Here is a 16,541-nt window from a genome sequence, read left to right on the forward strand (position 1 = left end):
TCACCTCGTTGCTTCTCCCAAAATAAAAGGAGGAGTAATGATGGAAGCAAAACCATTAATGATTCGTGACGTACCTTCGGGTGAAAGGCCTAGAGAGCGCCTCTTAAAAGAAGGAGCTCAAGTTTTATCGAACCAAGAGCTAATTGCAATTATTTTAGGGACAGGTACAAGGCAAGAGTCGGTATTACAGTTGTCACACAGGATATTGCATCATTTTCACGGACTTAGACTTTTAAAAGATTCTACTGTAAATGAATTAAAAAATATCAAGGGAATTGGTGATACAAAGGCAGTACAGCTTCTAGCTGCGCTTGAACTAGGGAGTCGGGTGCATAAACTTCAAAATGAAGATCGTTTCATCGTTCGCTCCCCTGAGGATGTCTCACGTTTTATGATGGAGGAGATGAGGTTTTTAACTCAAGAACATTTCGTAGCATTATACTTAAATACGAAAAATCATGTCATCCATAAAAAGACAATTTTCATCGGAAGCTTAAATGCTTCAATCGTTCATCCAAGGGAAATCTATAAAGAAGCATTTCGTCATTCAGCAGCATCAATTATTTGTCTTCATAATCATCCAAGTGGCGATCCAGCCCCTAGCCGAGAAGACATTGAAGTAACAAAACGGCTTGTCGAGAGCGGCAAAGTTATTGGTATCGAATTATTAGATCACATTATCATTGGCGATCAAAAATTTACGAGTTTAAAGGAAAAAGGGTATATTTAGTTAGAACGAAAAGCCATTTTAACTTGAAAAAAAAGAAGGCTGCGAAGCTGTTTAAAACAGGCTTCGTAGCAAACTTTTTATCATTCTAAATTAAATCACTATCCTTTTTAAGTTTTTTTCAGTATAATAAAGGTTATGGATTTTCATTAAAAACAACTAGAAAATACATTATTAGCGTTTACGCTTTCCATTGAAGGGAGATACATAGATGTTTGGTGGTTTTTCGAAAGATTTAGGAATTGATTTAGGTACAGCAAATACGCTTGTCTATGTGAAGGGTAAAGGAATTATCGTTCGTGAACCTTCGGTAGTAGCAATTAGAACAGATACAGGGACAATTGAGGCAGTCGGTAACGATGCGAAAAACATGATCGGTCGTACACCGGGGAATATTGTCGCAGTTCGCCCGATGAAAGATGGGGTTATTGCCGATTTTGATACAACAGCGACAATGATGAAACATTTTATAAGACAGGCTCAACGAAATCGTTCTATTTTTACACGTAAACCAAACGTAATGGTTTGTGTTCCTTCAGGAATTACAGCTGTAGAAAAAAGAGCGGTTGAAGATGCAACAAAGCAAGCTGGAGCAAGAGAGGCTTATACGATCGAAGAGCCTTTTGCAGCAGCGATTGGTGCTGATTTACCAGTTTGGGAACCAACTGGTAGTATGGTTGTTGATATTGGTGGTGGAACGACGGAGGTGGCAATTATCTCACTTGGAGGAATTGTTACAAGTCAGTCGATCCGTGTCGCTGGTGATGAAATGGACGATGCGATCATCCAATATATTAAGAAAATGTATAATTTAATGATCGGGGAGCGAACAGCAGAAGCCGTTAAGTTTGAAATTGGTTCTGCAGGTGTTCCTGAGGGAATTGACGATATGGATATTCGCGGACGTGATTTAGTCACTGGGTTACCAAAGACAATTTCAATTACCGCTCGTGAAATCGCTGAGGCTCTCGAAGATACAGTCGACACCATTATCGAAGCCGTGAAAAATACGTTGGAGAAGTCTCCACCTGAACTTGCTGCTGATATTATGGATCGTGGGATTGTTCTAACTGGTGGTGGAGGATTATTACGTAATCTGGACCGCGTCCTAAGCGATCAAACTCATATGCCTGTACTAGTAGCAGAAAATCCATTAGATTGTGTCGCCTTAGGAACAGGAAGGGCATTAGAAAACCTTCACTTATTCCGTTCAAAGGCAGGGATTACCGTTCGTTCAAATCGTAAGTAAGTAGGTGTTGTTCAATGCCACATTTTTTTTCAAATAAGAGACTAATAGTGCTTCTCGTTAGTATTATTCTGTTGGTGGCATTAATTGGCTATTCCATGAGTGATCGACGAAGCCTAACATGGTCTGAACAGTTTATGAAAGACTCTGTAGGTTGGGTCCAACAAGTGTTTAAACAACCCGCTCTTTATGTAGCGGGTTTCTTTGAGAATGTAAATGAGTTAAGAAATGTATACGAAGAAAACCGTGTCTTAAAAGCACATTTGGATCAATATGTTCAAATTGCCGTTGAGGTAAATGTACTACGCCGTCAAAACGAAAATTTAAAAGATGCTCTAGATATTAAAGAAAGTTTGTATGATTACAACTTAACACCAGCCCTAGTCATTCACCGTTCTCCAGACCGCTGGAATGAATATATCGGGATTAATAAGGGACAACAAGATGGAATCGAACGTGATATGGCCGTGATTACTTCTAAAGGTTTGGTAGGAAAAGTCATGCATGTTTCCCAATTTACAGCGACAGTGCAACTCTTACGTGATGGTGACCGTACGAATCGGATTTCTGCGATGGTAGATGCCGAGGATGTCGAAGTTTTTGGATTTATCGAAGGCTTTGACGAACAAAGTGGTGCATTAATGCTTAAGAAAGTCGAAGCTGATGCGCAAATTGAAGAAGGACAAACGATTGTGACTTCTGGTTTAGGTGGCGTCTTTCCAACGGGACTTTTAATTGGGAAAGTAGTTCGTGTCGAGGCAGATGAATACGGCTTAACGAAAAATGCGTATGTTGAACCTTCGGCAAGCTTTAACAATCTTGACTATGTCATGATTATTAAACGAACCGCACCAACATTTGATCTAAGCGTTTTAGAAGAAGAGGAGGAAGGTTAATTATGCAACGTTTTCTCCTTCCTTTTATTATTTTTTTTCTATACATTATTGAGGGAACAATTATGCAAGTTGTGGCTCCTGAGCGTTTTGATTTGGATTACCTAGTAATCCCACGCTTTGCATTTGTTGTTGTCATTATGGTAGCTATTTATTTGGGTAGAGCTACAGGAACCGTTTATGCTCTCATTCTTGGCGTTTTTCAAGACGTGATTTACACTCACTTGTTAGGTGTGTATATTTTTAGTATGGCCCTAATTACATATTTACTAGGTTTTTCATATAAGATTTTTCAAAAAAATTCACTTTTGCTAATTATTACTGCCCTTTTTGGAACTCTTCTTTTAGATTATTTAGTTTTTGGGATCTTCTCAATCATTGGGATTACCAATCTCCCTCATGACCGTTTCTTTTATGAGCGACTATTGCCTAGTCTAATCGTAAATGGCGTGTTTTTGATCATAGTTGTGCAGCCTTTACGAAAGTTATTAGTCTTTTTACAAAATAAAGACGATATTGAAGAAAAAATCCAAAAAAGAAAAAAGGATTTTAGATGGCAACGTTGAATAAAAGAAAGTTGAGGTGAACTTTGGACCATGCTAAAAACAAACTATGTAACGATAAGAGGAACCAAAGAAGGCCTAATTTTATTTTTAGACGACGAATGTTCGTTTTCTGAATTAGTTAGTGAGCTTGAAGAAAAGCTTTCCTCAAATTATCCACAAATTTCTGAAGGACCAGCTGTCCATGTAAAAGTTTCGGTTGGAAATCGATTTTTGTCAGATGAACATAAGAACCAGTTAATAACGATTATTAGTGAACAGCGAAAGCTTGTTATTAATCAAATAGAATCTAATGTGATCACTAAGCAACAAGCAGAACAATTACAGAAAGAAGCTCAAACAGCTACGGTTATGAAAGCTGTCCGCTCTGGCCAAGTATTAGAAGTGCAGGGAAATCTCTTCCTTTTAGGTGATGTAAATCCTGGTGGAACAGTTATTGCCACAGGGAATATCTACATAATGGGTGTATTACGTGGAATTGCCCATGCTGGCAGCGAGGGGAATAAGGAAGCGATTATTTCAGCTGCAAAGATGGAACCTTCACAACTAAGAATCGCCGAAATTGTAAGTCGCTCACCAGATACGAAAGACAGTGAAAGACACGAAATGGAATGTGCGTATGTAGGTGAAGATAATCAAATTGCAATCGAACAAATTCAACATATGGGGAAAATACGTCCACATATAACAAATGTTTAATCGTTTTGATTGATGAGTTTTAAGTTATGGTTTGTGCTACGTCACACTCAAGACAAAATCTCATTAGTCAAAACCTAATTAGAAAGGGGAGTTTCGCATGGGAGAGGCTATTGTAATTACTTCTGGTAAAGGCGGAGTTGGAAAGACGACTACATCTGCAAATATTGGTACTGCCCTTGCGCTTTCAGGCAAGAGAGTTTGTTTAGTAGATACTGATATTGGCCTTCGAAACCTTGATGTTGTCATGGGGTTAGAAAACCGTATTATCTATGACATTGTCGATGTAGTAGAAGAGCGTTGTAGACTACATCAAGCTCTTATAAAGGACAAGCGTTTTGAATGTCTAATGCTTTTACCTGCAGCTCAAACAAAAGATAAAGAAGCTGTAAATCCAGAGCAGATGAAAGTCATTGTAAAGGAATTAAAAGAAGACTATGATTACGTCATTATTGATTGCCCAGCCGGTATTGAACAAGGGTTTAAAAATGCAGTTGCTGGAGCAGATAAAGCGATTGTTGTAACGACACCTGAAACTTCAGCAGTTCGTGATGCCGATCGAATTATCGGTCTTCTTGAGCAAGAAAATATTGAAGCACCAAAACTAATCGTTAACAGAATTCGCAATCATATGATGAAAAATGGTGATATGCTTGATGTTGATGAAATTGTTTCAATTTTAGCGATTGAACTCATTGGGATTGTTGCTGATGATGATGATGTCATTAAGGCATCGAATAAAGGAGAACCAGTAGCATTCCAACCTACAAGTCGAGCTTCTATTGCTTACCGTAATATTGCTAGGCGAATATTAGGAGAGTCTGTTCCGTTAATGTCTTTGGCAGACAACAAGGGAATGTTTACAAAGGTAAAGAAGTTTTTCGGAATTAGGGCTTAATTTTTGTTTATTTGTTTACTAGATTATATTGAAGAAAGTTAGCGGGAAGTTCTTGCTAACTTTTTTGTGTTTTAGGAATTAATATCTTTGGACCGATTGCAGTTTTAAAACGATAAACTAGTAAGCATATCCATGACGGACAAGTCATATCTATTAATTATATATGTAGATTTAGGATTGTTAAAAAGATCGTGATGCTAGCTTACATCGTTTTTACAATCTACCAAGACATCTTTGAATAACTACACAACTCTACACTAAAAAGGGGATGACTATAGATGTCAAACAGGGTTGACGAAATACGTCGTAAAATTCAAGCGAGGAGAAGAAAGATTACAAGCGAAATTGGACGGAAAGAACGGTCACAACCACAATATTATCCAACCCATAGTGAAGCTAGGGAAGATTCAGATTATTATTATTATCCTAATGAAGCGCGTGGTGTAGGGGAACCAAATGAAAAATTTTTTAGAAAAGATATTCTGTTTCTGCAAATTTTCGCTTCCATTTGTTTATTTCTAGTTATCGGTATTTTATTTAAAACTCAAGTACCACAACTTGAAGGTGCGAGACAATTCGTGAAAAATTCCTTTGAACAAGAATTTCAATTTGCTACCGTTGCTAGTTGGTACGAAGATCAATTTGGAAAGCCACTTGCATTGCTGCCGACAACGAGAGATGTAGCTTTAGAAAATATTGAGAACGAAGAGTTAAATGTTGCCTATGCTGTTCCGGCAGCTGGAAGGGTAATGAAGAGCTTTGATCAAGATGGCAAAGGTGTCATCATTGAAACGGCATCAAGTTCTTACGTAACAGCAGCTAGAGGTGGAATGGTACGTTTTGTTGCTGAAGAAGAAACTTTAGGAAAAACAGTGATTATTGCCCACTATAATGGTGGCGAGTCTTGGTATGCGATGCTTGACCAGGTTGAAGTTAACCTTTATGACCACATCGAGGTGGGAAGTAAAATTGGGACAGCTTCTTCACAAAATGAAAAAGGATTTTATTATTTTGCGTTAAAAGAAGGTCAAACATTTATTAACCCACTTGAAGTGATCTCCTTTGATTAATTTCCTACATTTATTAAAAAAAATAAAAATAAATCCTTTATTTTGGTTTGTTATTGGTATTGGTATTTTAACAGGTTATTTTAAAGAAGTAATTATGGTCTTTAGTATTATCTTTATTCATGAAATGGGTCATAGTGTTGCGGCCCATTTTTTTAAGTGGCGAATTCGTAAAATTGAGCTTTTGCCCTTTGGTGGCGTAGCAGAAGTTGAAGAGTATGGCAATCGACCTTTAAAAGAAGAGTTTATTGTCATTATTTCTGGCCCAATTCAACATATCTGGTTAATTGCTTTATCTTACCTTTTCCTTCCCTTCGAATTTTGGACAGTCAACGATCATCAAATGTTTCTATCTCATAATATGATGATTTTACTTTTTAACCTATTACCGATTTGGCCATTAGATGGTGGTAAGCTTTTATATTTATTTATTTCCACCAAACTACCATTTCAACAAAGTCTTGAAACAACATTGAAAACATCACTGTTTTTATTGTGTTCTTTTGCAGTAGTAAGTATCTATCTTTTTCCGTTTCATTTAAATTTATGGATTGTGCTATTATTCTTACTTTTCACCCATTACTTTGATTGGAAGCAACGAAGCTATGCTTACATGCGCTTTTTAATGGAGCGGTACTATAAAACTGAAGAGCCTTTTGTAGCGACAGTACCAGTTCTCGTTGCTGCAAAGCAAACGGTTCAAGAGGTGCTAAAGACGTTCAAAAGAGGAGTAAAACATAAAGTTGTTATTAAAGATCGATCAATGGCTCCAAAAAAGATGATCTACGAAAAAGTAGTTTTGAAAGCCTTTTTTGAAGAAAAGAAGGCAAATGAGCCAATAAGTCAGCTGACACTTCGATGAACTTTTTCTTTAATAGTAAAAATGGTATAATTTAATAACGAAGTCTATAAACCAGCCCTATCAGTAGTGGCTGGTTTTTTCAAACTCATACTAATGGTTAAGTTAAGAAGGGATATACATGAAAACATTCATCTTTAATATGTTAACAAATGAACAGCGTCTTGCTATTTTAGAAAATAAAAAAGTAGTTGAACTATTAATCGATAGACATGATGTCAACAAGATTGTTGGCAATGTTTACAAAGGAAAAGTTGTAAATGTCCTACCTGGAATGCAAGCAGCTTTCGTTGATATTGGCCTTGAGAAAAATGGATTTTTGTACCGAGATGAACTTGTCAGTTATCAAAAAATATCAGAAGCTGAAGAAGGAAAAACAGAACGATCGATCTCTCAATTTGTTACGGTTGGACAAGAGATTTTAGTCCAAGTGACGAAAGAAGGCTTTGGTAAAAAAGGTCCGAGACTCACTGAGGTGGTCTCATTTCCTGGTAAATACATCGTTTACATGCCTAATGCTGGTTATGTAGGTGTCTCAAAACGGATGCAAAAAGAAGAAGTACGTGAAGAATGGAGGAAAATCGGAAGCGAGCTTTGCCAAGGTGAAGAAGGAATGATTATCCGAACGGCCACTGAAGGCTTAACGAAAGAAAAAGTAGCACAAGATTTATTTTTCTTACGGAAACTTTGGGAGGACGTCTGGAAAGAAGGAAAAACCTTAAAGCCTCCAGCACTTATTCATGAAGACAATTCGATATTAGAAAAGGTTGTCCGCGACATGAATTTTGAAGAGGTAGACACAATTGTTATTGATACAATGAAAGACTATTTGCTGTTAAAAGAGTTGTTTACTCCATTTCCTGAACTGTTAGAAAAGCTTCATTTTTATCAGCATAAAGAAGGTATTTTTTCGCACTATAATGTTGAAGTGGAGTTTGAAAAGGCGATGCGTCGCCAAGTTTGGTTAAAGAGCGGAGCCTATTTAGTTATTGATCAAACAGAAGCGTTAACAGTATTTGATGTTAATACAGGGAAATTTACTGGTAAATTAGATTTACAAGATACAATTGTTAAAACAAATATCGAAGCAGCTAAAGAGATCGCTAGACAACTGCGTTTGCGAGACATAGGCGGTATCATTATCATTGACTTTATTGACATGAAGCATGATAGAGATAAGCAAATCGTTTTAAACGCATTTGCGACCGAATTAAAAAATGATCGTACGAAAACAAATGTTTTAGGATTTACTGGGCTAGGGCTGTTAGAAATGACTCGAAAAAAAGCTCGCCAAAATCTCCAAGATAGTGTGTCAACTTCTTGCCCTACATGCCTTGGAAAAGGAAAAGTACTTTCTGATGAAGCCCTCGCTCACAAAGTTGAACGGGCGTTATGGGAATACAAAGGAATGGATAGTGAGGCGATCCTCGTTGAAGTTCCACCAAATGTAGCACCAATTATAAAAGGGCAAAAAGACAAAAATCAAAAACGTCTGGAAAAGGAACTTCATTATCGAATTTTTGTGAAGCCTAATTCAGGACTAGTCCCTAATGACTTCGTAATTCGTTTTATTGGAAGTATCGAAGAAGTTTCACAACGAATGTAAGTCTCACTAAAACAGCATTGACTAATCATCAGTAAATATGGTAAGATGTTTTTTGTTAGTTATTTGGATAACCTCCAAAGAGCTATAACCGCTCATTAAGGGTTTTAAAGAGTTTGCTTAGGCAAAACACCCCGTAATGGCGAGTCTGAGTATAATAAGGAGGTGCACGTAAATGTACGCAATTATTGAAACTGGTGGTAAGCAAATTAAAGTTCAAGAAGGTCAAGAGATCTACATTGAGAAATTAGATGCTGAAGTTGGTGAAACGGTTAGCTTTGACAATGTATTATTAGTTGGTGGCGACGCTGTAAAGGTAGGAGCTCCATTCGTAGAAGGAGCAACTGTTACTGCGAAAGTAGAAAAAGTAGGTCGCGCTAAGAAAATGTTAGTATACAAGTACAAAGCAAAGAAAAACTACCGTCGTAAGCAAGGTCATCGTCAACCTTACACTAAAGTTGTTATCGAAAAAATCAACGCGTAAGGCATTGGCATGATTACGGTAGAAATTTCACGAAATCATGACGATAAAATTAATTCCTTTGAAATGCGAGGTCACGCAGATAGCGGACCATATGGACAAGATATTGTTTGTGCGGGAGCTTCAGCTGTTTCATTTGGAACTGTAAATGCAATTGATACATTATGTAACGTTCAGTTAGAGATTGATTTAGACAACGATGGTGGCTTTCTCCGCTGCACTGTTCCAACCGGTTTGGAAGAGCTAACTTATGAGAAAGTACAGCTTCTCTTAGAAGCAATGGTTGTCTCGCTCACGTCTATAGCTGAGCAATACGGAAAACATATTAAAATTAGGGAAACCTAGGAGGTGAATTCTCATGTTAAAAATGAACCTTCAATTTTTCGCATCGAAAAAAGGGGTAGGTAGTACAAAGAACGGTCGTGACTCAATCTCGAAGCGTCTTGGTACAAAGCGTGCTGACGGTCAAACTGTAACTGGCGGATCTATTTTAGTTCGTCAACGCGGTACACGTATTTACCCAGGTGTAAACGTAGGTAGAGGTGGAGACGACACTTTATTCGCTAAAGTTGACGGCGTGGTTAAGTTTGAGCGCGTTGGTCGTGACAGAAAGCAAGTAAGTGTTTACCCAGTAGCACAAGAAGCTTAATAGCTCTAAGAAAGTTCTAACCATCGTGGTTAGGACTTTTTTTTGTGATCAGGGTTATAATATATGAATTGATGAAAGTTTAGAGTAAATGAAGTATAACTGCTCTAAAGTTGGCTTTTTAAAAAGTTCCGCAAATGAAAAATACAGTACAAAATTCACCAAATGTTGAACGTTAATGTCTCGCCAATAAAATACAGTTTAAGGAGGTTATTATGAAATTAACAATTATCGGCCATTGGGGTGCTTATCCAGAAGCCGGGGAAGCAACGTCTTGTTATTTATTAGAGCATGATGGGTATAAACTATTGATTGATTGCGGTAGTGGTGCACTCTCGCAGTTACAGCATTACTGTTCGCTTGCAGAACTAGATGCGGTCATTATTTCTCATTATCACCATGATCATATTTCTGATATTGGACCACTCCAATACAGTCGTCTCATTGACTTTGATCTAAAAAAAACAGATAAGCCACTAAATATGTATGGACATTCCTTTGATCAATCTGAATTTCAAAAGCTGGCAAAACCACCCCATGTCTTATCCTTTATTTATAACGAAGAGCATCAGTCGTCAATAGGACCATTTAGAGTTACCTATATGGAAACAGACCATAAAGCCTCGTGTTATGCGATGCGCTTTGAAGTAGAAGGGAAGTCGCTAGTGTATACGGCTGATAGTAGCTACAAAGAAGAATTTGCTAACTTTGCAAAAAATGCAGACATCCTATTATGTGAGGCGAGTTTTTATGGTGGGCAAGATGGTAAGCCTTATGGCCATATGAATAGTATTGAAGCCGCAACGATTGCCCAAGATGCTTCTGTAAAAAAACTCATTCTTACCCATTTGCCTCACTTTGGTGATAACAGTCAGTTAGTCGAAGAGGCAAAATCAATTTTTGGGGGCGAAGTGTGCTTAGCAAAAAAAGGTGAAAAATTTTCATTCTAGGTAAAAATCGACAAAATACTGCATAGTTTTACATAAACTTTACACCAGCTTAATAATCCTCTGTCATACTTTCCTTTATGAAGGAAGTTATTTTAGGGTTAAATAGGAGGGTTTTTGTGAAGCAACAACTAGTAAAACTAAAAGAAATCAGTCAAAAGAATCGTGTAGAGGAAATCGAAGCAGACAAAATCAAAATGAATTTCTTATCAAGACCAACTAAATCAAGAAAGCCAAACACAGAAAGAATATTAAATCGCGGTAACGGCATACATAAGCTAACCTTACAAACAAGGTTACTAATCGTTTTTTTAACGTTGTTAGTCGGATCGTTAAGTATCGTCGGCTTTGTAACTTATTCAAAATCAAAAGATATTACTATTCAAACTATTGAAAATCGTCTTATGAGAGAAGTGAATGTTACCGACGAGATAGCCGCAAACCTCATGTATGCTTACATTGGGGATGAGGAGGGTTTTATTAAGCGTTTTGAAAAAAGAGTTATTCCAAATCAAGCAGCAGAACTTATTCAAGACGGATTAGACCCTGACTTCTTTTTAATTAAAGCGGACAAAATTAACCCTTTTCCTATCAGTAGAAATTCTTCAATTTTATTTAGTCCTGAAGTTATTGGAGAAATCTTAATGAAAGATAACGGTATCTTACATAAGAAAATAAATGATACTAGCTATACGTTAGCATTTAAGCAAGTTCAAGAATTGAAAGGGACTTTTGTTTTAGTCGTTCCAACAAAAGATTATCTTGGACCAATCCAAGACTTAGCGGAGTTTACACTGTTTGCGATTATTTTTAGCGCTATTATTTCGATTTTGTTGGTTATTTTCCTACTAAGATCGATTACGCAGCCACTAATTGCATTAAGGAATGTAATGCGGCAAGTAAGAACAGGTGATATGACCAAAGATTTTGAAATTGAATCTACTGTTCCCGAAGTAGTATCTCTCGTTAAGAGTTTTAATCAAATGATGGAACAAATGAAAAAAATGATCTCAGAAATTAACGACACGACAAAAGAATTATCGAATACCGGGTTTGATTTAAATAAATCTACAGACCATGCCCTTATATCTAACGAAAGTTTAGTTGAGGCTATTTCTATTGTGAAAAATGGTGCCGAACAAACCGCTTATACTTCAGAAGAAAGTATTCATACGTTCCAAGATATGAAGACGCAAATTGAAGATGTCTTAGAAAATATGAAGCATATTTCGACTAGCGCAACTGATATGAACCGGTCCGCTGTTAAAGGGGAACAAAGTGTAAGTGAAATGATCCAAACGACAAAAAAATTCGAAACTGAATTTCATTCAATGACTCAGACTATCACTAGTGTGAAGGATCATTCGTTGTCTATCTCTAATGTTGTTAACTTGATTAGGAGTATTGCCGACCAAACCAAGTTATTAGCTTTGAATGCCACAATAGAAGCTGCAAGGGCAGGTGAAGCAGGACGAGGATTTGCGGTCGTCGCTGGAGAGGTTCGGAAATTAGCTGAACAGTCTTCAGGTGCCACTGAGGAAATAAATAACACCATTCAGAGAATGGAAGAAATATCGGCTAAGGCATCAAATCAATTTTCTCTTATGTATGGAAACTTTCAAACCCATATTTCAATCGCGAGCCACTCACAACTTTCCTTCAATCAGTTAATGGAAGAGATTGAAGCTGTAAATCAAAAAATAACTTCCATGACTGGTAGACTAGAAGATCTTACAATTATCCTACCGAAAATGGAAACCGTAGCTGAAAGCTTTGTTTCTGTTTCTCAGGAAACACTTGCTAACTCTGAAGAAATGTTAGCAACTTCCAAAGAGCAAAATCAACAAATGAAAAACACCCACGAAGTTAGTCAAAAATTAAAAGAATTAGCGATTTCATTATCACAAATGACAAATCGATTTAAAGTATAAAAAGTAATTGAAAAAAGAGTTAAATGTTAATTTTTATAGTCTAAAAATGTAGAGTTGACGCCATTTACAACTTTTACGTTTACAATCAACGAAAACTATTTACAATTTCTTTACACCACGTTCATTCCAGCTTCAAGAAAGAGGAGTAAATTAGAACTTGTGGAGGAGATAGTAGTTTAAGAGACTTAATCTTTATCACACAAAAAAAATTAAAGTGAAAATCGGGAGGAAATTACCAAATGAAGAAATTCAAACGTTCAATGTTAGCATTATCAGTTGCAGCAGTATTAACAGTAGTTACGGCTTGTGGTAACGGTGAAGAAACTTCTAAAGAAATCACCCAGCCAGCACCGCAAACGGAAACGAAAACTGAAACAAAAACTGAGGTAAAAGAAGAAAAGCTTTCTGGAACAATTGCAATTGATGGATCTTCAACAGTTTTCCCAATCCTTGAAGCTGTTTCAGAAGAATATAACAAAATACAACCAGATGTAAAAGCTCCTGTAGGTGTTTCAGGAACAGGTGGTGGTTTTAAACGTTTCGTTATTGGTGAAACAGATTTCAGTAATGCATCTCGACCAATTAAAGACGAGGAAGCTGCACTAGCTGCAGATAATGGCGTTGAATATATCGAGCTAAAACTAGCATTTGATGGCTTATCAGTAGTTGTAAGTAAAGATAATGACTTTGTAGATTACTTAACAGTTGAAGAATTAACAAAAATGTGGGTAGACGGTACTGAGGTTGTCACTTGGAAAGATATTAGACCAGAATGGCCAGAAATTAAAATTGAATTCTTTAGCCCTGGACATGACTCTGGAACGTACGACTACTGGAACGAAGTAATTCTTAACAAAGAAGACATTCGTAAAGATGCTCAACTTTCAGAAGACGATAATGTTCTAGTAATGGGTGTTGCAGGTGGTCAAGGTGGAATTGGTTACTTTGGTTATGCTTACTACTATGAAAACCAAGATAAATTAAAAGTAGTACCAATTGATAATGGAAATGGTCCAATCGTACCAACAGAAGCAACAATTAATGATGGCACATACGCTCCACTTTCAAGACCAATGTACATGTATGTTAATAAAGAGTCGTTAAAACGTCCTGAAGTTTTAGACTACTTAACGTTCTTAAATACACATGTAGGTGAATTAGCACTTGAAGTTGGCTATATTAACTTGCAGCAAGCAGATTATGACAAAAACGCTGAAATCATTAATAGTGCAAAATAGTTTTTGATTAAATAGAAAAGGTCAGGGGTGGACAATAAGTCACCCCTACCACCATGTTTTACGCAATAAGGGGGATGGAAATGAATAGAGACAATAAATCAGTAAGTGAACTGATTGCTGAAAATCATTCAAAAAGGTCTTTGTTAAAATTTACAGAGAATGCAGTTCCAAGATTTTTACTTGTTTGTGCAATTATTTCTATATTAACTACATTAGGAATTGTTTTTACGTTATTATTTGAAACATTTACATTCTTTAATACCGTTTCATTTATCGAGTTTATTTCAAGTAAGCAATGGCATCCAATGCATTCTAGTCCAAACTTTGGAATTTTACCGTTAGTCACTGGTACATTGTTAGTGACAGCGATCGCGATAACAGTAGCAATTCCAATAGGTTTAGGGGCAGCTATTTATTTAAGTGAGTATGCCTCAGATAAAATGCGAAGAGTCATTAAACCAGTCTTAGAAGTTTTAGCAGGTGTCCCAACGATTGTTTATGGTTTTTTTGCTTTAACATTTGTAACCCCATTACTACGTCAATTTGTACCAGATTTATCAATTTATAATGCTTTAAGTCCAGGGATTGTGGTAGGAATTATGATTATTCCAATGATTGCCTCACTTTCTGAAGATGCGATGAGTTCTGTACCTAATTCAATTAGGCAGGGTGCATATGCATTAGGAGCTACCAAGTTAGAGGTAGCAATTAAAGTTGTTTTACCAGCAGCTCTGTCAGGAGTTATTGCATCGTTTGTCCTTGCGATGTCAAGAGCGATCGGTGAAACGATGATTGTAACTGTAGCAGGTGGAGCAAATCCAACAACAGCCATTGATGTAACAAGTGCAATCCAAACAATGACAGCTTATATTGTTCAAGTAAGTTTAGGAGACGCAACGTATGGCTCAACTGTCTACTATAGTATTTATGCAGTAGGGATGACGCTTTTTGTCTTTACACTTGTTATGAATATACTAGCTTTCTTTATCTCACGAAAATTTAGGGAGGAATATTAAAAGATGGAAGTTATTAAGCAAAATCAAATGGTCACTAATATTCCTACTCGTTTACTTAAGAATAAAATTTTCACCGTTTTATTTTTACTAGCAACACTTACTGGATTACTAGTTTTAGCAATCCTTCTATATCGAATTTTTTCTCAAGGAATTGGTTACATCAATTGGGATTTCTTGACGAGCTATGCTTCAAGGCGTCCAAGTGATGCGGGAATTAAAGCAGCGATTTACGGAACGATTTGGATGATGGGAGTAACGGCACCAATCGCGTTTACATTAGGTGTAGGAACAGCTCTATATCTAGAAGAGTATGCAAGTAAAAATCTATTTACAAAGATTATTCAAATGAATATTTCCAACTTAGCAGGTGTTCCTTCAATTGTATTTGGTTTGTTAGGTTTAACATTATTTGTACGTGGATTAGGATTAGATCGCAGTGTTTTAGCAGGTGGCTTAACGATGGCATTATTAATTTTACCAATTATCGTCGTCGCCTCTCAAGAAGCGATACGTGCAGTTCCAAAAGAATTGAAGGAAGCATCGTTTGGTATGGGGGCAACGAAATGGCAAACGATCCGTCGTGTTGTCTTACCTGTTGCAATACCTGGAATTTTGACTGGAAATATTCTAGCTCTTTCAAGAGCAATTGGTGAGACGGCACCTTTAATAATGATAGGTGCATTAACGTACATTGCTTTCGTACCTGAAAACTTATTGAGTCAGTTTACAGTTATGCCAATCCAAATTTTTAACTGGACAGGACGACCGCAGGAAGAGTTCCAATTTGTTGCAGCAGCAGGAATTATTGTCTTGTTAGCGATGTTATTACTTATGAATTCAATTGCCGTTTTAATAAGAAATAAATTTCAGAAGCGTTATTAAATTTAAAGGGGGATGTTGTATGACTGTTGCAGTTCAACCAAAATTATTTGAAAAAAATAGTGAAGACATTATTGTGAACTTAGATAAAAAGAAAGTTTATGAAGTAAATCAATTAAACTTATGGTATGGGAAAGAACAAGCATTAAAGCAAATCCAACTAGATTTCTATGAAAATGATGTAACGGCGATTATTGGCCCATCAGGTTGCGGGAAATCAACATTCATTAAAACGTTGAACCGTATGGTTGAAATGGTTCAAGGGGTAAAGACGTCTGGGAGCATTATTTATCAAGGAAGAGATATTTTTGATCCGAAGTTTCATGTTGAAGAACTAAGAACCAAGGTTGGAATGGTCTTTCAAAAGCCAAACCCTTTTCCAAAATCAATTTATGAAAATATTGTTTATGGACCTAGAATTCACGGCATAAAAAATAAAAAGATCCTAGATCAAGTGGTAGAAAAAAGTTTACGTGGTGCCGCGCTTTGGGATGAAGTAAAAGATAGACTCCATGAAAATGCGTATAGTCTTTCAGGTGGACAACAACAACGATTATGTATTGCTCGTTGTTTGGCGGTCGAACCACAAGTGATTTTAATGGATGAGCCGACAAGTGCATTAGATCCAAAGTCAACTCTAAAGGTAGAAGAGTTGATGGAAGAATTAAAGCAGCAATATTCAATCATTATCGTTACTCATAATATGCAACAAGCTGCAAGAATTTCTGATAAGACTGCATTTTTCCTTAATGGAGAAGTCATTGAATATGATAATACAGATCGAATTTTTTCGAATCCAAAAGATAAGCGAACAGAAGACTATATTACTGGTAGATTCGGTTAATAAGGAG

At 36.7% G+C, this 16,541-nt stretch carries 18 protein-coding genes and 1 other annotated feature; all 18 genes read left to right on the forward strand.

Annotation, left to right across the window (positions count from 1 at the left end):
- The first annotated feature begins 40 nt into the window (after nucleotides 1-40).
- The 18 genes from radC to pstB all read left to right on the forward strand — a co-directional run bounded on the left by radC (nucleotide 41) and on the right by pstB (nucleotide 16,534).
- Complete coding sequence (radC, locus tag ACK4M9_RS12800; protein ID WP_409851458.1) at nucleotides 41-730, forward strand: RadC family protein; 690 nt, start codon at nucleotides 41-43, stop codon at nucleotides 728-730.
- Between the two features lie 208 nt (nucleotides 731-938).
- On the forward strand, nucleotides 939-1,976 hold the full coding sequence (locus ACK4M9_RS12805) for a rod shape-determining protein (RefSeq protein ID WP_409851088.1): 1,038 nt from the start codon (nucleotides 939-941) through the stop codon (nucleotides 1,974-1,976).
- A 14-nt stretch (nucleotides 1,977-1,990) separates the two neighbouring features.
- Nucleotides 1,991-2,869 (forward strand): rod shape-determining protein MreC, encoded by an 879-nt coding sequence (gene mreC, locus ACK4M9_RS12810; RefSeq protein WP_409851091.1) that lies wholly within the window; start codon nucleotides 1,991-1,993, stop codon nucleotides 2,867-2,869.
- A 2-nt stretch (nucleotides 2,870-2,871) separates the two neighbouring features.
- Nucleotides 2,872-3,432: a rod shape-determining protein MreD gene (gene mreD, locus ACK4M9_RS12815; protein ID WP_409851094.1), complete on the forward strand. Its 561-nt coding sequence runs from the start codon at nucleotides 2,872-2,874 to the stop codon at nucleotides 3,430-3,432.
- Between the two features lie 30 nt (nucleotides 3,433-3,462).
- Nucleotides 3,463-4,128 carry a septum site-determining protein MinC gene (gene minC / locus ACK4M9_RS12820; protein WP_409851096.1) on the forward strand — a complete coding sequence of 222 codons (666 nt, stop codon included), beginning with the start codon at nucleotides 3,463-3,465 and terminating at the stop codon, nucleotides 4,126-4,128.
- A gap of 97 nt (nucleotides 4,129-4,225) precedes the next feature.
- A complete protein-coding gene (minD, locus tag ACK4M9_RS12825) occupies nucleotides 4,226-5,023 on the forward strand; it encodes a septum site-determining protein MinD (RefSeq protein WP_409851099.1) in 798 nt (265 codons plus the stop codon).
- Between the two features lie 278 nt (nucleotides 5,024-5,301).
- Nucleotides 5,302-6,093: a peptidoglycan DD-metalloendopeptidase family protein gene (locus ACK4M9_RS12830; RefSeq protein ID WP_409851100.1), complete on the forward strand. Its 792-nt coding sequence runs from the start codon at nucleotides 5,302-5,304 to the stop codon at nucleotides 6,091-6,093.
- A complete protein-coding gene (locus ACK4M9_RS12835) occupies nucleotides 6,086-6,952 on the forward strand; it encodes a M50 family metallopeptidase (protein WP_409851103.1) in 867 nt (288 codons plus the stop codon). Before ACK4M9_RS12830 ends, ACK4M9_RS12835 begins: the two co-directional genes overlap by 8 nt.
- A 118-nt stretch (nucleotides 6,953-7,070) precedes the next feature.
- On the forward strand, nucleotides 7,071-8,555 hold the full coding sequence (locus ACK4M9_RS12840; RefSeq protein WP_409851106.1) for an Rne/Rng family ribonuclease: 1,485 nt from the start codon (nucleotides 7,071-7,073) through the stop codon (nucleotides 8,553-8,555).
- 76 nt (nucleotides 8,556-8,631) lie between these two features.
- Nucleotides 8,632-8,712 (forward strand) — a sequence feature (ribosomal protein L21 leader region).
- 15 nt (nucleotides 8,713-8,727) lie between these two features.
- The gene (rplU, locus tag ACK4M9_RS12845; RefSeq protein ID WP_409851109.1) at nucleotides 8,728-9,036 is read left to right on the forward strand and encodes a 50S ribosomal protein L21; all 309 of its coding nucleotides are present in this window, start codon (nucleotides 8,728-8,730) and stop codon (nucleotides 9,034-9,036) included.
- A 9-nt stretch (nucleotides 9,037-9,045) separates the two neighbouring features.
- Nucleotides 9,046-9,378 (forward strand): ribosomal-processing cysteine protease Prp, encoded by a 333-nt coding sequence (locus ACK4M9_RS12850; protein WP_409851111.1) that lies wholly within the window; start codon nucleotides 9,046-9,048, stop codon nucleotides 9,376-9,378.
- Nucleotides 9,379-9,391: 13 nt separating this feature from the next.
- A complete protein-coding gene (gene rpmA, locus ACK4M9_RS12855; RefSeq protein WP_071311126.1) occupies nucleotides 9,392-9,682 on the forward strand; it encodes a 50S ribosomal protein L27 in 291 nt (96 codons plus the stop codon).
- Nucleotides 9,683-9,894: 212 nt separating this feature from the next.
- Nucleotides 9,895-10,629 (forward strand): MBL fold metallo-hydrolase, encoded by a 735-nt coding sequence (locus ACK4M9_RS12860; RefSeq protein ID WP_409851114.1) that lies wholly within the window; start codon nucleotides 9,895-9,897, stop codon nucleotides 10,627-10,629.
- A 116-nt stretch (nucleotides 10,630-10,745) separates the two neighbouring features.
- Nucleotides 10,746-12,557, forward strand: a complete 1,812-nt coding sequence (locus ACK4M9_RS12865) for a methyl-accepting chemotaxis protein (RefSeq protein WP_409851117.1) — start codon at nucleotides 10,746-10,748, stop codon at nucleotides 12,555-12,557.
- 239 nt (nucleotides 12,558-12,796) lie between these two features.
- Complete coding sequence (locus ACK4M9_RS12870; protein ID WP_409851120.1) at nucleotides 12,797-13,795, forward strand: PstS family phosphate ABC transporter substrate-binding protein; 999 nt, start codon at nucleotides 12,797-12,799, stop codon at nucleotides 13,793-13,795.
- A 74-nt stretch (nucleotides 13,796-13,869) separates the two neighbouring features.
- Complete coding sequence (gene pstC, locus ACK4M9_RS12875) at nucleotides 13,870-14,811, forward strand: phosphate ABC transporter permease subunit PstC (RefSeq protein ID WP_409851122.1); 942 nt, start codon at nucleotides 13,870-13,872, stop codon at nucleotides 14,809-14,811.
- Nucleotides 14,812-14,814: 3 nt separating this feature from the next.
- Nucleotides 14,815-15,693, forward strand: coding sequence for a phosphate ABC transporter permease PstA (gene pstA, locus ACK4M9_RS12880; protein WP_409851124.1), 879 nt, complete (start codon nucleotides 14,815-14,817; stop codon nucleotides 15,691-15,693).
- 19 nt (nucleotides 15,694-15,712) lie between these two features.
- On the forward strand, nucleotides 15,713-16,534 hold the full coding sequence (pstB, locus tag ACK4M9_RS12885; protein ID WP_409851127.1) for a phosphate ABC transporter ATP-binding protein PstB: 822 nt from the start codon (nucleotides 15,713-15,715) through the stop codon (nucleotides 16,532-16,534).
- Nucleotides 16,535-16,541: the final 7 nt, after the last annotated feature.

This window comes from Anaerobacillus sp. (assembly GCF_046314235.1).
GTDB lineage: Bacteria > Bacillota > Bacilli > Bacillales > Anaerobacillaceae > Anaerobacillus.

Bases quoted from the DNA above. Each gene is read 5' to 3' on its own strand.
- radC (WP_409851458.1), top strand. From the start codon at position 41: ATGGAAGCAAAACCATTAATGATTCGTGACGTACCTTCGGGTGAAAGG.
- ACK4M9_RS12805 (WP_409851088.1), top strand. From the start codon at position 939: ATGTTTGGTGGTTTTTCGAAAGATTTAGGAATTGATTTAGGTACAGCA.
- mreC (WP_409851091.1), top strand. From the start codon at position 1,991: ATGCCACATTTTTTTTCAAATAAGAGACTAATAGTGCTTCTCGTTAGT.
- mreD (WP_409851094.1), top strand. From the start codon at position 2,872: ATGCAACGTTTTCTCCTTCCTTTTATTATTTTTTTTCTATACATTATT.
- minC (WP_409851096.1), top strand. From the start codon at position 3,463: ATGCTAAAAACAAACTATGTAACGATAAGAGGAACCAAAGAAGGCCTA.
- minD (WP_409851099.1), top strand. From the start codon at position 4,226: ATGGGAGAGGCTATTGTAATTACTTCTGGTAAAGGCGGAGTTGGAAAG.
- ACK4M9_RS12830 (WP_409851100.1), top strand. From the start codon at position 5,302: ATGTCAAACAGGGTTGACGAAATACGTCGTAAAATTCAAGCGAGGAGA.
- ACK4M9_RS12840 (WP_409851106.1), top strand. From the start codon at position 7,071: ATGAAAACATTCATCTTTAATATGTTAACAAATGAACAGCGTCTTGCT.
- rplU (WP_409851109.1), top strand. From the start codon at position 8,728: ATGTACGCAATTATTGAAACTGGTGGTAAGCAAATTAAAGTTCAAGAA.
- ACK4M9_RS12850 (WP_409851111.1), top strand. From the start codon at position 9,046: ATGATTACGGTAGAAATTTCACGAAATCATGACGATAAAATTAATTCC.
- rpmA (WP_071311126.1), top strand. From the start codon at position 9,392: ATGTTAAAAATGAACCTTCAATTTTTCGCATCGAAAAAAGGGGTAGGT.
- ACK4M9_RS12860 (WP_409851114.1), top strand. From the start codon at position 9,895: ATGAAATTAACAATTATCGGCCATTGGGGTGCTTATCCAGAAGCCGGG.
- ACK4M9_RS12870 (WP_409851120.1), top strand. From the start codon at position 12,797: ATGAAGAAATTCAAACGTTCAATGTTAGCATTATCAGTTGCAGCAGTA.
- pstC (WP_409851122.1), top strand. From the start codon at position 13,870: ATGGAAATGAATAGAGACAATAAATCAGTAAGTGAACTGATTGCTGAA.
- pstA (WP_409851124.1), top strand. From the start codon at position 14,815: ATGGAAGTTATTAAGCAAAATCAAATGGTCACTAATATTCCTACTCGT.
- pstB (WP_409851127.1), top strand. From the start codon at position 15,713: ATGACTGTTGCAGTTCAACCAAAATTATTTGAAAAAAATAGTGAAGAC.